Source organism: Synechococcus sp. BS56D, assembly GCF_004332405.1.
GTDB lineage: Bacteria > Cyanobacteriota > Cyanobacteriia > PCC-6307 > Cyanobiaceae > Synechococcus_C.
On record NZ_PHQU01000005.1, the window covers coordinates 203920 to 218834 of the forward strand.

General features: G+C 60.1%; 17 protein-coding genes. 8 read left to right on the top strand and 9 right to left on the bottom strand.

Going from position 1 to position 14915, the window contains the following annotated elements; all coding sequences use genetic code 11:
• Positions 1-3 precede the first annotated feature (3 nt).
• The 5 genes from CWE17_RS09020 to CWE17_RS09040 all read left to right on the top strand — a co-directional run bounded on the left by CWE17_RS09020 (position 4) and on the right by CWE17_RS09040 (position 2437).
• On the top strand, positions 4-534 hold the full coding sequence (locus CWE17_RS09020; protein WP_240789345.1) for a MotA/TolQ/ExbB proton channel family protein: 531 nt from the start codon (positions 4-6) through the stop codon (positions 532-534).
• Positions 534-896, top strand: a complete 363-nt coding sequence (locus tag CWE17_RS09025) for a hypothetical protein (RefSeq protein WP_131456374.1) — start codon at positions 534-536, stop codon at positions 894-896. Before CWE17_RS09020 ends, CWE17_RS09025 begins: the two co-directional genes overlap by 1 nt.
• On the top strand, positions 893-1252 hold the full coding sequence (locus CWE17_RS09030; RefSeq protein ID WP_131456562.1) for a hypothetical protein: 360 nt from the start codon (positions 893-895) through the stop codon (positions 1250-1252). The genes CWE17_RS09025 and CWE17_RS09030 overlap by 4 nt, the downstream gene beginning before the upstream one ends.
• Positions 1224-1883 carry a hypothetical protein gene (locus CWE17_RS09035; RefSeq protein ID WP_131456376.1) on the top strand — a complete coding sequence of 220 codons (660 nt, stop codon included), beginning with the start codon at positions 1224-1226 and terminating at the stop codon, positions 1881-1883. Before CWE17_RS09030 ends, CWE17_RS09035 begins: the two co-directional genes overlap by 29 nt.
• An 86-nt stretch (positions 1884-1969) precedes the next feature.
• On the top strand, positions 1970-2437 hold the full coding sequence (locus CWE17_RS09040) for a hypothetical protein (protein ID WP_131456378.1): 468 nt from the start codon (positions 1970-1972) through the stop codon (positions 2435-2437).
• Here the strand turns inward: CWE17_RS09040 and CWE17_RS09045 are convergent.
• The 7 genes from CWE17_RS09045 to CWE17_RS09075 form a co-directional block, all read right to left on the bottom strand.
• Positions 2419-3939 (bottom strand): GMC oxidoreductase, encoded by a 1521-nt coding sequence (locus CWE17_RS09045; RefSeq protein WP_131456380.1) that lies wholly within the window; start codon positions 3937-3939, stop codon positions 2419-2421. The two genes, CWE17_RS09040 and CWE17_RS09045, sit on opposite strands and share 19 nt — an antisense overlap.
• 104 nt (positions 3940-4043) lie before the next feature.
• Positions 4044-4649: a heme-copper oxidase subunit III gene (locus CWE17_RS09050; RefSeq protein ID WP_131456382.1), complete on the bottom strand. Its 606-nt coding sequence runs from the start codon at positions 4647-4649 to the stop codon at positions 4044-4046.
• A gap of 5 nt (positions 4650-4654) precedes the next feature.
• Entirely contained in the window at positions 4655-6343 is a 1689-nt protein-coding gene (locus tag CWE17_RS09055) for a cbb3-type cytochrome c oxidase subunit I (RefSeq protein WP_131456384.1), read from the bottom strand.
• A gap of 5 nt (positions 6344-6348) precedes the next feature.
• Positions 6349-7296: a cytochrome c oxidase subunit II gene (locus tag CWE17_RS09060; protein WP_131456386.1), complete on the bottom strand. Its 948-nt coding sequence runs from the start codon at positions 7294-7296 to the stop codon at positions 6349-6351.
• The gene (locus CWE17_RS09065) at positions 7293-7928 is read right to left on the bottom strand and encodes a DUF2231 domain-containing protein (RefSeq protein WP_131456388.1); all 636 of its coding nucleotides are present in this window, start codon (positions 7926-7928) and stop codon (positions 7293-7295) included. Before CWE17_RS09065 ends, CWE17_RS09060 begins: the two co-directional genes overlap by 4 nt.
• Positions 7925-8425, bottom strand: a complete 501-nt coding sequence (locus tag CWE17_RS09070) for a DUF2231 domain-containing protein (RefSeq protein ID WP_131456390.1) — start codon at positions 8423-8425, stop codon at positions 7925-7927. The genes CWE17_RS09065 and CWE17_RS09070 overlap by 4 nt, the downstream gene beginning before the upstream one ends.
• Before the next feature lie 114 nt (positions 8426-8539).
• Complete coding sequence (locus CWE17_RS09075; protein WP_131456392.1) at positions 8540-9655, bottom strand: calcium/sodium antiporter; 1116 nt, start codon at positions 9653-9655, stop codon at positions 8540-8542.
• A gap of 126 nt (positions 9656-9781) precedes the next feature.
• Here CWE17_RS09075 and CWE17_RS09080 point away from each other — a divergent pair, with 126 nt between their 5' ends.
• Together CWE17_RS09080 and pyrC are read left to right on the top strand one after the other, a co-directional pair.
• A complete protein-coding gene (locus tag CWE17_RS09080; RefSeq protein ID WP_131456394.1) occupies positions 9782-11431 on the top strand; it encodes a SulP family inorganic anion transporter in 1650 nt (549 codons plus the stop codon).
• A 10-nt stretch (positions 11432-11441) separates the two neighbouring features.
• Positions 11442-12530 carry a dihydroorotase gene (gene pyrC, locus CWE17_RS09085; RefSeq protein ID WP_131456396.1) on the top strand — a complete coding sequence of 363 codons (1089 nt, stop codon included), beginning with the start codon at positions 11442-11444 and terminating at the stop codon, positions 12528-12530.
• On the opposite strand, the gene CWE17_RS09090 is transcribed toward pyrC, so the two are convergent.
• Positions 12527-13303: an SDR family NAD(P)-dependent oxidoreductase gene (locus CWE17_RS09090; RefSeq protein ID WP_131456564.1), complete on the bottom strand. Its 777-nt coding sequence runs from the start codon at positions 13301-13303 to the stop codon at positions 12527-12529. The genes pyrC and CWE17_RS09090 overlap by 4 nt on opposite strands.
• A 165-nt stretch (positions 13304-13468) precedes the next feature.
• Here CWE17_RS09090 and CWE17_RS09095 point away from each other — a divergent pair, with 165 nt between their 5' ends.
• Entirely contained in the window at positions 13469-13960 is a 492-nt protein-coding gene (locus CWE17_RS09095; RefSeq protein ID WP_131456398.1) for a DoxX family protein, read from the top strand.
• A 2-nt stretch (positions 13961-13962) separates the two neighbouring features.
• On the opposite strand, the gene CWE17_RS09100 is transcribed toward CWE17_RS09095, so the two are convergent.
• A complete protein-coding gene (locus CWE17_RS09100) occupies positions 13963-14910 on the bottom strand; it encodes a VOC family protein (RefSeq protein ID WP_131456400.1) in 948 nt (315 codons plus the stop codon).
• Positions 14911-14915: the final 5 nt, after the last annotated feature.

The window sequence follows — 14915 nt, forward strand, 5'->3', positions numbered from 1 at the left end:
CTGATGGCAGTTGTGCTGAGCGCTGACTCCCTCCGCCAGGCAGGTCTTTTGATTGTGCCCCTGTTGTTGCTTTCGATCGCCGTGGTGGCCGTGGCGGTTGACCGGATTCTGTTCTGGTGGCAATGGCGTCAACGGCAGGATCAGCGGCTGGATGGATGGCTCGCCGAGCTCGACAGTTGTCGTCCATCTCAGCAGTCTCTCCACCAGGACCTGCTGGTGCGTCGCCTGGAGCGCTCCCTGTCCCGTTGGGATCCGCTCCTGGATCTCGCCCTGGTGCTGGGTCCTCTCCTTGGTCTTCTGACCACGGTGGTGGGCCTCATGCGGCTGCTCCAAGCCCTAGGCCCCGACTTGGTGCTCCCCGCCCGCAGTGCTGATCTGCTCGCTGCCTATGGCCAGGTTCTGTCGGGGACCGTGCTGGGTCTGCTGATTGCTTTGGTCGCCCTGCTCGTGCAACGGCTCACCCGGATGCAGCGCCAGGCGGTTATCGGCCGCTTCGAAGAGGCCTGTTTGCTGCGACGCGCGCAGCTTGTCTGATGCCGTTCCTGCTCGCCACTTGCGTTGCAGTGCTCAGCCTCAGCACCTTGCTGGCTGTGCTTCCTGGTCTGCTCTCCTCTCCACGGCTCGACACCTTCGCTGAAGGGCAGCCCACGCCGGCGACCCGCCAATGGTTGGTGGTCCGCTCCGCAACTGGCAGTTGGTATCTCAACGGTGATGCGGTGTCTGCTGCGGTCCTGTCCCGCTCGCTTCGCCAGTCGAGCCCGAAGCCTTCCGTTGTGGTGCTAATGCCTTCCAGCGCCCGCACCGCAGCTGATGTGGCGGGGGATCTTCGCTGGCTTCGAGCGCAGAGCAATCGTCCCGTACGGATTGACCGTCCTGAAGGGGCATGGCAGCCATGAGGGATCCCGCTTCGGCTCACTGGTTGCTGGCCCTCAGCGGCTCAAGCCTCTGCCTCTGTTTGTTGGCAACGGCCCTGTTGCTGCTTCCTCAATGGCAGCAACAGTTGCCGGCCCGTCGGGGCGTGGTGAGCCTCCATCTGTCTGCGGATGGGTCTCTTCGGTTGTGGAATCAGCCGATTGCCTCTGCGGCCCTCCCCGGGCTTCTGGCGCGGACCCGCCGCCTCTCCCCCTCCACCAGGATCCGCCTTGTGGTCGCTCCCCAGGTCCCCTGGGGTGTGGTGCAGGACCTGCTTCCCCGTCTTGATTCCAGCCCCCTTCATGTGGACCTTGAACTTCCTCCGACGCCGCGCTCCTGAGGCGTTGCCCCTGGCGCTTCCCCTCGCGATTGCGGTGCTCATTCATGCCCTGCTCATCGGCCTTGGCAGCTGGCGTGGCCGTGGGGCCGAGGCCTCGCCGCCGGAGCCTGCGGTGATCGACAACACGCCTCAGCTCGTGCGCTTGAGCCGTCGCATCAATCGCAAGGAACCACTGGTGGCCGCCTCGGTGCTCAGCCTTAGCGCCACCCTGCCGCCTCCACCGCCAGAGCTGCTCAAGACCACCGAGCAGCCTGAAGCGAAGGATGACTGTGGGGGGAGGGCTGCAAACGGCAAAGCCGCTAACTCCAAAGCAGCCAGCTCAAAAGCAGCGAACGGTCAAGCAGTCATCGCCCGCTCGACTCCTGCCGTTGCCACTGCGTTCGAAGGCCCTGAGTCGCTCTCTCCAGAGACAATCAGCCGACTCTGGGGCGAAGCAGTGCCGGTGCCGGTTTGGCCCGAGGTGTTTGGTCCTGTTCCGGAGGGTGCTCAGATCCGTCGACTCCCGTTGAAGGCCCTTGGCGGACGCAGCGCAAAACAACTTCACAAGTTGACGATGACGTCGTTATCGGCTCAATTCCAGTTGCGAGCGGACGATCAGGGGGTCTGGATCGCGCGGCAGACCCTGAATTAGGTCTAATTGCGCACAGAGGGAACCGGGTGAGACCCTTAAGAATGAAGGGGTTAAGGATTTGTTAACCCCCTTTAACTTCTTCATTCATGCCCCTATTTCTGCTGGTGCTGCTGGCCTCCTTTGCCGGATTTCGCGTGCAGGAGGGCGGTGTGGCCTGTCAGATCTTTGAGAACGGGGCTGGGAGTTTCGATCCCGTCAGCCAGCAGGTCAGTCTTTGCCCCAAGGTGGCCTCGCAACGCGGGCGTTCCCTCGCGGAAGTGGCACGGCACGAGTTCTTTCACGCCGTTCAGCATCAGTTTCAGCGTGAGCAGGGGTTTCTCCCGGATTCTCTGCTCACCCCTTTGGTGCGTCAGTTCATGGACGATGGGGAAGTGATGGCTGTGCTCAGCCTTTATCCCGAGGCGGAGGTCAACTCGGAGCTCGAGGCGCGTCTGGCCTCCCGATGGCTTCCCAATGCTGTTGTTGCCGCAGGTTTGCTTGCCGGTGCCCTGGTGGTGGAGCCAGAGCGGGCCGGAGCCATCGGCAGCATGCGCGCTTACCTGCTCACCCTTTGATGCAGGGTGTCCGCCAACCTCAAGGCCAGGGCGATGGTGGTTAGGCCTGGTCCAACGCTGGGGCAACTCGGGAAGACACTGGTGTCGCCGAGATAGAGGTTGTCGAGTTCATGGCTGCGGCCGTCGGCATCGACCACGGAGGCGGCGGGGTCTTCTCCCATGCGGCAGGTTCCGCAGGCGTAGCCCACCACGCTGAGTGGTGCTTCCCCGCGGGGGTGAGTCGGCGCTGTGCTCACCACGCGAGTGATCGGATCGCTCTCCACCGCCTTCAGCGTATCGATCCAGCGGTACACCAGCCGATCGTGGGCCTCACGGTTGTTATGCAGGTAGTTGATCCTGATCTGGTCGTTGTTCAGCCACACCTTGTTGTGGGGATCCGGCAGAACCTCGGTCATGGCCCACCAGGCCACCGAGCGCGAAGCGAGCCTTTCCAGGCCGAAATCGGGGAGCAGTTTGCTCACCAAAGACAGCACCGGTGGGGATTCGGCGAACAGCGCATCCTGAAGCACGCCACCTGCGCTCTGGATGTGTCCGAGGGGGAAGCTGACGTTTTTGTCTCCCCAGTAGTAGTCGTTGATGCCTAGGGAGCGCGCATAGCGTCCGCTGTTGGGTTCCGCAGCCAGCTGCAGGATTGAGGTGAGCTGCAGATTCATCAGGTTGCGCCCCACCTGATCGGAACCATTGCTCAGACCGCGAGGGTGGTGGTGGTTGGCCGAGCGCAGCAGGATCGCGGAGGAGTTGATCGCACCGGCGGCCAGCACCACGATGTCAGCGCTGAACAGCCACCTCTCTCCGGCCACCTCTGCTTCGACGCCTTTCACGGCTCGGCCGCTTGGATTCACATGCAGGCGCGTGACCTTGGCCTGGTTGCGCACTTCGAGCTTGGTGCTGTCCGCCTCATTGAGACCGAAGAGCTCAGCATCGCCACTGGGATCCTCCCGATCTTCGGACCAGCTCAGGGGAAGGTCGTAGGGCTGGCATCCCTGCCGTCGCAGTCCTTCGCGCAGGGGCTCAAGGAATGGAATCAGCGGTTTCGGGGCATGGGCGTAGGGGCCCGAGCGGTTGGGTTCGGTCGGGTCGATGCCGGCCTTGCCATGCACCCGATACAGCGCCTCAGCTTTGTCGTAGTAAGGCGCGAGGGCGTTGTAATCGAAAGGCCATGCCGCAGAGACCCCTTCCTGCAGTGGGAGTTCGCCGAAGTCTTTCTCGCGCATCCGCTCGAGTGCTGCCCCCCAGATCTTGGTGTTGCCGCCCAGGGCATAGGTGGTCTGAGGGGCGAAGGGATCACCATCCGGCCCAAACCAACGTTCATTCCTCGGGTGGTAACGGTCCTTGCGGAACAGATCCACATCGGCAACGTTCTGGTCTTCGAGCGCCATGGCTCCGCCACGCTCCAGCACCAGCACCGTGTGGCCCAGGCGGGTCAGAGCTCCGGCCAGGGTTCCGCCACCGGCGCCGCTGCCGATGACGATGAAGTCGTAATGGCGATCGTCGATGATCATGGCTGAGTGATGGCTGTGGAGATCAGGGGCTAGCCAGAGCAGGGGCTGTCGAGATCAGGGGCTGGCCAGAGCAGGGGCTGTCGAGACGGGAATGCGTCGCGGAATCAGCTGCTGCGCTGCCAGACGTAGATCAAGAGGTAGAGGATGATCCAGATGACATCCACGAAGTGCCAGAAGAGGCTCACGGATGTGACTCCCATCTCCCCCTTCGCATAGTTGTTGGGTCGGAAGGAGCGGGCGAGCATCAGACCCATCAGCAGAATGCCTGTGATCACATGCAATCCGTGGAATCCAGTGAGCAGATAAAAGGTTCCGCCGAACACACCGCTGCTCAGGCTGAAGGGAAGTTCTGACCATTCCACGTACTGCCCATATACGAAGTAGCTGCCCATGGCCATGGTCAGCAGCCAGAAACCCCGGAATCCCCAGAGGTTTTCTTTATGCAGACAGCGCTCCGCGAAGTAGGCCACGAAGCTGGAGCTCACCAGGATGATCGTGTTGATCAATGGCAGTTTGGTTTCCAGTCCCTCCACTCCCTCGGGCAACCATTCCGGTGCCGTCAGTTTCAACAGGGCAAAGCCGCTGAAGAAGGCCAGAAAAATGATGCTTTCTGAGCAGAGAAAGATGATGAAACCAGTGAGATTGTGGCCGTCATGCTTGATGTGGCCTGGCTGGTGATTAAGCGGTAGATCTGGATTGGCGGTGGTCATGATCTTCAGGCCTCCTGGGCGCGGCGGATGTAGTAGTCCTCGTCCTGCACGAGGGGTTTGCCCAGGCCGTAGCCATAGGGCTCACTGATGACGGTGGGCACATCGTCTTCGAAGTTTTCGGCCGGAGGTGGCGAAGGCAAAAGCCACTCAAGACCGATGGCATTCCAAGGATTGGCGGATGCCTTGGCACCGCGGGCCCAGGAGCTCACGATGTTGAGGATGAAGGGAATCGAGGCCACGCCAAGCATGAAGGCCCCGATGCTGGCGATCACATTCCAGAGAGCGAACTCCGGGTCGTAGGAGGCCACCCGGCGGGGCATTCCATAGAGTCCTGCCCAGTGCAGGGGCAGCCAGTTGAGGGTGGCACCAATAAAGGTCAGGGTGAAGTGCACCTTGCCCAAGCCTTCGTAATACATCCTGCCGGTGAACTTGGGGAACCAGTGATAGATACCAGCGAAGATGCCGAACCCAATGGTGTTGAAGATGATGTAGTGGAAGTGGGCTACCACGAAATAGGTATTGCCCACATGGATATCAATCGGTGCGGTGCCAAGCATGATGCCGGTGATCCCGCCGAGGATGAAATTCACCAGGCCCCCCAGCACGAATAGCATCGGAGTGGTGAGTCGGATCTTGCCGCCCCAGAGGGTGCCAAGCCAGGCGAAGACCTTAACTCCTGTAGGGACGGCGATCAACATCGTGGTCACCATGAAGAGATTGCGCATCCACTGAGGAGTTCCTGAATAGAACATGTGATGCACCCACACAATCAAGCCCAGAAAAGTGATGATGAATGAGGCGATCGCCACGAACTTGTAGCCGAACAAAGGCTTGCGTGAATAGACCGTGATCAGCTCGGAGAAAATTCCGAACACCGGCAGAACCATCACATAAACGGCAGGGTGCGAATAGAACCAGAAAAAGTGCTGATAGAGCACTGGATCACCGCCACCTTCAGGGCGGAAGAAGCTGGTGCCGAAGCTCAGATCAAACAGGAGCATGATTGCGCCGCCGGTCAGAGCGGGCAGACCGACAAGCTGCAGGGTCTGGGCGGCCCATGCGGTCCAAACAAACACAGGCATGCGGAAAAAACCCATGCCTGGAGCCCGCATGCGGATGATTGTGGTCACGAAATTAATCGCGCCCATGATTGAGGAGATTCCGGAAAGGGCCACCGCCAGGATCCACAGGAACTCGCCGTTAATGAGATGCCCTAGTGGGTTCTGAATGCTGATTGGTGGATAAGACCACCAGCCGGCAGATGCTGGACCGCCTGGAACGAAAAAGCTTGCTAAAAGCACAACGGCAAACACTGGCACGAGCCAGAAGGCCGCAGCATTCACCTTCGGGAATGCCATGTCTGGTGCTCCGATCATCGTGGGGATCAACAGATTGTTGAAACCGTTGAGAACCGGAAAGAGAAACAGGAACAGCATCACTGTTCCGTGCATCGTGTAGAGACCGTTGTAAACGGTTGGGTCTACAAGATCCGATGGTGGTGTGATCAGCTCGCCGCGCATCACCATCGCCAACAGGCCGCCAACCAGCAGGAAGAACAGCGACAGGCCCATGTACTGGAGCCCGATCACTTTGGCGTCTGTATTGAACGTAAAGAACCGCTTCCAGTTGTCAGGAGCTCCCGGCACTGGATGGGGCGCCTTCAGAACACGGGGGTCGTACTTTGTGGTGGTCATGGTTCTCAGGCGTCGTGAGGCGCGTTGGGGTTGCCGGGGTCATTGACCATCGGTGGTGGAGCTGGGGGAACCGTTGCCCAGCCCCGGTCTCCTTGGGCCAGTCGCTGGGCATAAAGCTCTGTGCCCGGGCTCAAACCAGCCACCAGAGGCTGGGCGGAGCTGGTGGAGAGCCAGGATTCGAAGTCGTCCTCGCTGTCGACGATCACATCGGTCTGGTTGTGCGAGAAATAGGCACCGCTGAACTGTGAATCGCGGAGCCGGTAACGTCCCTCACGGGTCGGCGTGATGCTGTAAGAAATCACACTGCCTGGAACGATGTCCTGCTTGAGGCGGAAGGCGGGAATGAAGAAGCCGTGGATCACATCCAGGCTGCTGAGCTCGAAGTTGGCTCTCTGATTGATCGGCAGATGCAGTTCGGAACTGCGAACGCCGTTCGGGTAGATGAACTCCCAGCTCCACTGACGGGCGATCACCTGGATGGGGCCATAGTCCTTGTGGGGATCGACCACAAGGGATGTTTCCGGACCGAGGCCACCTTCCACGTCGTATTTCACTTTGGGGCCGAGAGCCGCGAGCTTCTCATTCACATCGATCGAATAGAAGGCGAGTGCCATCACGATCACGAAAGGGATCACGGTCCAAGTGATCTCTAGGCGCGTGTTGCCCTCGATCGGTAGGCCATCGCTTTCGTCATATTTTTCGGCCCTGTTGACAATGACCGACCAGAGGATGAAACCCACGCAACCGATGAAGATGAAGCTGCCAATCCCCACCTCAAGGCTGAACAGCCCATCCACATAAGGAGCTGCAGTCGAGGCCGGAACAGGTAACCAGCCATAGGCCCAGCGGGAAACCTGATAGCTGAGCAGAGCATCGATCAACGTGCAGATCAGGATCACTGCCACGAGACGGACTGGCAGTCCGCCACGCCCCTTGGGTGTGCTGGTCGTCATGGCAGTACCTCGCGTAGATCAGCACCTGCCGCCAAGAGTTGGTCGGCGGTGATATGCACCCCGAATTCGCTGGCGAGCCAGGCGCCAAGGCTCCCGTGGACGCCCATCAGCACCAGGATCAGACTTCCGCAGGCCAGATAGAGCCAGCTCACCTGACGTCCGTAGTCTTTGCGCCAGACGAAACGCTGGTAGCCGCGCCAGATCGTCATGGCAACGATCATCAGGAGCAGAGCCACGCCACCTACCGCATGCCACAGCATGGTGTCGATGGCGTTCTGGCCGATCACGCTGCGCACTCCTGGCAGGGGAACCGCGAGCAACATCTCGTAGAAACCGGCGCCCACGGTGAAGAAACTGATCAGGCTGCAGGCCAGCAGGTTGTACCAGCCCACATCGTGGAAACCGACCCGCGTGACCGGCAGGGCGAGGTAGCGGAACACCCGCTTCTCAAGTGGATAAAAGGCACCAGCGAAGTCGAAGGCGATGCCGATCGCAAACAGGCCGATGGTGAAGTGCACCAGATTCGGATGCACCGGAAAGATGTAGGGGAGATCGTTGGCTCCTAACTGATCGACGATCTCATTGATCGGCGAAGAGATCGTTGTGAAGAGTTCGCTGAAGAGAGGGCTCATGAGATCACCCCGCTGCGCACGGCCTCAACCACCGGAACGGTGTGGAGTCCGTAGACCCACACGAGCATGTCGCCCAGATACACCTGGCAGAACACCAGCACGGCCAGGACTCCGTCAATCACGAGGAAACCCGCCGGAAGAACGGTGGGATCCTTCTGCCGAACGACGTAACGCCAACCGGTCAAAAGGCCGAGCACCCCAGCCAGCGACCAGCCGATCGTGCTGTGGTAATTCAGCAGATCGCGGGCAGCTCCGTAGGGATTGGCCAGACCTGCTTCGATCTGACCAAAGATGATCGCCACGAAGATGGCGACGGTGGCGACCACCAGATTCCAAAAGCTGACTTCAAACAGGTTTCTCCGCCGGGTGATCACCCCGAGCAGGTCGAAGACGACCGTGATCAGGGCCATCGCGATCACGAAGTGAACCACGATCGGGTGGATCACATCGAGCCAGGGCAGATTCTTGTCGTTGAGAGGTGGGAGCAGCTCGAGCATCAGCAAGCCGCGCGTTGCCTTTCAAGGATGATCAGCCTCTGCTCAGGAGTCATCCCTCCTTGTCGGATTGCGAATGCCTTATGTGTGTTTGATCACCGAAGCAGGTGATCCCTGTCACGACTGCTCACTGTCGATGCTGTCTCGGCGATAGCGAAGCTGGCGCCAGTAGAGGATCGCCTGGAGGGCGATAAGCACCAGCACGGCAGGCAGCACAAGGCAGAGCATCGCCAGTCGAAATTCGTCTTGCCAGCTCGGCAGGGTGCGGGGCAGCACCTGGTCAATCACATAAAAGATGTAAAGGCCAAGGAGGATTCCTCCTTCCAGTCGGGTGATCCTCCCTTTGGTCCAGAAGATGGGCATGCAGGCCAAGGTCGTCAGCACCATCACCGGCAGATCACGCTCGATCAGCATCGGGTCGACATGCAGGCCATGGGCCCCGGAAGCGAGAGCTGCGCAGCTGAGCACCAGCAGCTGGTTGAGCAGGTTGCTTCCCACCACGTTGCCGATGGCCAGATCGGTCCGCCCCCGGATCGCCGCCACCAGGGAGGTGATCAGTTCCGGCATCGAGGTGCCCGCCGACACAATCGTGAGTCCAATCACGGCCTCGCTCACCCCGAGGAAGCCAGCGGCAGCGCTGGCTCCCTTCACCAGCACGTTGGAGCCGAAACCCAGCAGCACAATGCCTGCGGCCAGGCGCAGCAGCGCCCCCCAGAGCCCCTGATCGGCCGAGCTCGGATCGATCTCCGGCTCGGCTTCCTCCATGCCATCAGGCTCTTCCCGAGCCGTGCGGATCTCCCAAACCGTGTTGATTGCTAAGGCGACCAGCAGGGCTACTCCTGCCTGCCAGGTGACCCGGCCTGCCGAGGCCATGCCCCAGACGGCGGCTGAGATTGCCAGCAGCAGGGGAACATCCCTGCGCACGAGACGACTCTCCACCCGCAGAGGCAGCACGAGGGCGCTGCTGCCAAGCACCACCATCACATTGAAAATGTTGCTGCCTACCACGTTGCTGACCGCCAGATCGGCGGAGCCTTGAAGGGCGGAGCCAACGCTCACAAACAATTCCGGCGCACTGGTGCCAAGGGCGACCACCGTCAGGCCGATCACCAACTGGGGAATCCCCAGAATCAGAGCCAGGGTGACGGAGCCCTGGACGAACAGTTCGCCGCCTCCAAACAGCAGGGCGATTCCGACTAGCACTTCCAGGGCGGCAATCAGGAAGGGGGGCATCGCGACGCTGAGGGAGAGGATTAAGTCTGCTCTTGAGGGTGATGACGAATCCTGATCGTCCGACAGGTCTGCCCTCAAACCAGACACCTAGCATTTCGCGACCTCACCCTCACCCTCTTTTTCAAGGTGCTTCTGAATCACATCAGCACCCGGAATCTCCGGGGTGACGCCTTCGGTGGCGTCACCGCCGCCGTGATCGCCTTGCCCATGGCCCTTGCCTTCGGTGTGGCCTCAGGTGCCGGTGCCGCGGCTGGACTCTGGGCCGCAGTGATCATTGGACTGGTCGCCGCCCTGTTCGGTGGGACGCCCACCCTGATTTCCGAACCCACCGGTCCGATGACGGTGGTGTTCACCTCGGTGATCCTCAGCTTTACGGCCACAGCTCCCGATAAGGAGACCGCCCTGGCGATGGCCTTCACGGTGGTGATCCTGGCCGGCCTGTTCCAAATCCTCTTCGGGGTGTTCCGCCTGGGTCGTTACGTCACCCAGATGCCTTACACGGTGATCTCCGGCTTCATGTCCGGGATCGGCATCATTCTCGTGATCCTTCAGTTGGCACCCTTCCTGGGGCAGGTCAGCCCCAAGGGGGGAGTGGTCGGCACGCTGACTCAGTTGCCGCAGCTGCTCTCTGGGGTTCGGCCTTACGAGTTGGCCCTGGCCCTGATCACCGTGGCGATTCTGTGGTTGACCCCCAGCCGGCTGAAGAAGATCTGCCCCCCCCAGCTCCTGGCTCTGGTGGTGGGAACGATCCTGTCGGTCACATTGTTTGCGTCGGCGGATCTGCGCACCATTCCCGAATTCCAGGCTCAGTTTCCCACCCTGCACCTGCCCACATTTTCAGCAGGCCAGATTCGGCTGATGGTGATCGATGCCGCCGTGCTGGGCATGCTCGGCTGCATCGATGCTCTGCTCACCTCGGTGGTGGCGGACAGCCTCACCCGCACCGAGCACAATTCCGATAAGGAGCTGGTGGGTCAAGGCCTCGCCAACATTGCCTCTGGTCTGTTCGGTGGATTGCCTGGTGCTGGCGCCACCATGGGCACCGTCGTGAATATTCAGGCTGGTGGCCGCTCCGCCCTTTCCGGTGTTGTCAGGGCCGTGATCCTGATGCTGGTGATCCTGCTGGCAGCCCCCTTGGTGTCGACGATCCCTCTGGCCGTGCTGGCGGGCATTGCCCTCAAGGTGGGTCTCGACATCATCGACTGGGATTTCCTGCGCCGCGCCCATCACCTGTCTCTGAAGGCGGCCCTGATCACCTATGGCGTGATCGCGTTGACCGTGTTGGTCGATTTGATTGCTGCGGTGGGAATCGGAGTGTTTGTGGCCAACGTGCTCACGATCGACCGCATGAGCGCCCTGCAGTCGAAGCGGGTGAAAACGATCAGCACCGCTGATGATGATGTGGAGCTTGCTCCTGAGGAGCAGCAGCTTCTCGACAAGGCCGCTGGCCGCGTGCTGCTCTTTCAGCTCGCTGGTCCGATGATTTTCGGGGTTGCCAAGACAATTGCCCGTGAACACAACGCCATCGCCAATTGCGACGCGGTGGTGTTCGACCTGCGGGAAGTCACCCATTTGGGTGTGACCGCCTCTTTGGCACTTGAAAACGCGATCAAGGAGGCCCTTGAGGTGGGCCGTCGGGTGCATCTGGTGGTGCTTCCTGGTGCGGCCCGCACCCGTCTGGAGAAGCTGAAGCTGATTGAGCAGATTCCCGGGGAGTGCATCAGCGAGGATCGTTTGCAGGCCCTCCACTCCGCGGTGGCTGGTCTTCCCGTTTGATCCCTCGCCCATGGATATCCCATCCCGCATCGTCCTGCGTCGCCCCGACGATTGGCATGTGCATCTGAGGGATGGGGCCATGTTGGAGGCGGTGCTGCCATCGACAGCGCGTCTTTTCGCCCGGGCCATCGTGATGCCCAACCTCAGGCCCCCGGTGACGACCACGAAGGCCGCTGTTGCGTACCGCGAGCGCATCCTGGCGGTGTTGCCACCAGGTCTGTCGTTCACGCCCCTGATGACGGCCTATCTCACCGATTCCACCGACCCTCAGGATCTGAAGCAGGGTTTCGAGGCTGGAGTCTTCACGGCGGTGAAGCTTTATCCCGCCAATGCCACCACCAATTCTGCTGCCGGGGTCAGGGATCTAGACGCCATCACGCCAGTGCTCGAGACGATGCAGGCGATCGATCTGCCCCTCTTGATCCATGGCGAAGTCACTGATCCAGAGGTGGATGTGTTTGATCGGGAGGCTGTGTTTATCGAACGGCATCTGGTGCCGTTGCGCCGGAGGTTTCCTTCTCTGCGGGTGGTGCTGGAGCACATCACCACCGAACAAGCTGTGGACTATGTCCGCGCTGCGCACCAATCAGGGGAACAAACCCTGGCGGCCACGATCACCCCTCACCATCTGCATCTCAATCGCAACGCGATGTTTGAGGGTGGATTGCGCACCGATTTCTATTGCCTGCCAGTCGTGAAGCGGGAGCGCCATCGTCGTGCCCTCGTGGCAGCGGCCACCGGTGGTGAGCCCTGTTTCTTTCTGGGCACGGATTCCGCTCCCCACGCCCGCTCCGCCAAGGAAACCAGCTGTGGCTGCGCGGGCATCTTCAATGCGGCCCACGCCCTGGAGAGCTACGCCGCGATCTTTGAGCAGGAAGGGGCGTTGGATCGCTTGGAAGGCTTTGCCAGTGAGCATGGGCCCCGTTTCTATCGCCTGCCTCTCAACAGCGAAACGGTCACCCTGGTGCGCCAGCCCCAGGTGGTACCCCAGAGCCTGACGCTGTCGGATGACAGGGCGGATGCCCTCGATTCAGCGGAAGCGCCGCGTTTGTTCCATGCCGGGGAGACCTTGGCTTGGCGTGTCGCGGTGGATGGTTAGAGCCCAGGACTGCTCATCATGATGCCGCCGTCGGCGAACAGGCTGGTGGCGGTCATGTAGCTGGCGCCGTTGCTGGCAAGGAAGGCCACCACAGAGGCGATCTCCTCTGGTTGGGCCATTCGGCCCATGGGGATGGCTGCATCGAGCTTGGCCAGAAGCTCAGGATTGTTCATGGTGGAATCGTTGATCGGTGTGGCAACGGCACCAGGGCCGACGTTCACGATCGTGACGCCCTTGCCGGCGAGTTCCACACCGGCCGTGCGGGTGAGCATGCGCACGCCCCCCTTGGCAACGCAATAGGGGGTGTTGTTGGGCATCGGCCAGTCTTCATGCACCGAAGAAATGTTGATGATGCGACCACCCGTACCCTGAGCAATCATCTGCTTGGCGGCGTATTGGGTGGCGAAGAAGACGCCCCGAAGGTTGACGTTCATCACCTTGTCAAAGTCTTCAGGTGTGGTGTCGAGAATGGATGTACGTGTCTCGATACCGGCGTTATTGACCATGACATCAATGCGTCCAAAGGTCTTCACTGCAGTGTCGACAAGGGATTGAAGGTCTTCAAGCTTGCCCACGTCTGCCTGCACACCAATCGCCTTCCCACCGAGCTCGCCGATCTCTTCGATGAGCTCTTCCGTGCGTTCGGGATGCGAGCGGTAATCGATGACCACCTTCGCGCCCAGGCTCCCGACCGTTTCGACGATTGCCTTACCGATTCCGGAGTTGCCACCGGTGACGACGATCACTTTGTCTTGCAGAGACAGGGAGGTCATCGCCTGGGGAACCTGAGCCATAAAACAAAGGGATCGAGCCCTTCTTAGTTAGCTGGTTTTCGTCGATCCGGCTGTGTTCTTGTCATCTCCTGCTCATCGAGTCATTGGTCTTCCTGACGGCAAGGGTGATTGTTTCTACTGTCCGGGTATCACAGGTTTCCTGGCATGGATCCGATCGCCCTATTGGTCCCCACCTCCCCAGCCGGATTGGCAGGACTCAGCTTGGTGCTGTTGCGTCTATTCACCGGTGTGGTGTTCATTCGCCATGGTTGGCCGAAGCTGCGAAATCTCAACACCTGGGCCGCAGCTATGAAGACTCCGGCCTGGCTTTGCTTTCTGTCGGCATTCTCGATGTGGGCCGGTGGCGTTGCTCTGATCATGGGTCTGCTAACACCCCTTGCGGCCGCGGCGATCGCTGTGTCGATGCTCTATGCCGTTGTGCTTGAGATCCGCAGTGGTTTCCCCTTTATCGCGCCAGATCCGTTCCAGATCCCTGAAGGTGACTATGCCGGACCCATGGGTGTTGGTGAGCCCCCCAGCTGGGAGAAAGCTGCCATGTATGTGGTGATGTGTGCAGTTCTGATGGCCTCAGGTGGTGGACCATTGAGCCTTGATCTTGTTTTGGTTGCGCCCCGCCTGCAGGTGATCTTCGGTTGATTTCAACCCACGATCACCAGGCTATGGCCATCGGGATCACGCACAGTGAAGCCAAGCTGAGCAGCGAAAGCCTCGGCAGGCAAGCTCACAAGAGGGCTGCAATCGCTCCCTAATTCACTATTGATGACCAGTTCATGCAAGGCAGTGATGGCTTCAGCTTGCATCAATAGTTTTCGATCACAGGCATCACTCCAGTTCGGATGTTGACGATCTCGACCTCCGCTCGGTGCGATGTAGTGGAGAAACTCAACTCCCATACAATGCGGCCCTGACCCGATTCCAGTGATGGCCACCCTGGTGCCCTGCAATCCATCCATGGCGTCCTGTTCAGACCCATGATTAAGACTTTCTCCTTTGATTTCGAGGCCCAGCATGTTGCGATAGAAACGCAGACTGGTTTCCGTGCTGGCGATGCTGATCGCTGAGTGGTCAATACCCTTCGGAAGCCCGTTATTGCGGCTTTTCTCACGCCAACGGCTGTCTCCTTTATCTGCGGGGAACTGCAGCAGTTCTAGAGGGTGGCCGGCAGGATCTTTGAATTTCGCAGCCCAGATGCCTGCAGCGGCGCTGTTCCATTCTGGAAGGCATTGGGGCTGAGTTGAAATCGGGTTGATGCCCTGATCGAGTAAGCGAGAGTAGATCCCTTGCAGGTCATCACTCACCAGACAGATGTGCTGGAACCAGTGATCATTTCCTCCCCAGCACTCGGGGTAAGGTGTTGGATCCTTCACCCCTGGCCATCCCCAGATTTGAAGTTGCTCGTCGCCGATTTCAAGTACAACGCGTTCAATTCCGGCCTTCGCGATGTCGCCAAACAGTTGCAGGGTCCATTCCCCCTCTAACGAATCACGACCAGTGACTTCAAAGCCAAGGTTGTCGACATACCAATTCGCTAGTTCGTTGGGCTGTGCTGCGTTCTGTAGTAAGCCAAGGACCCGTTGAATGGCCATGACAG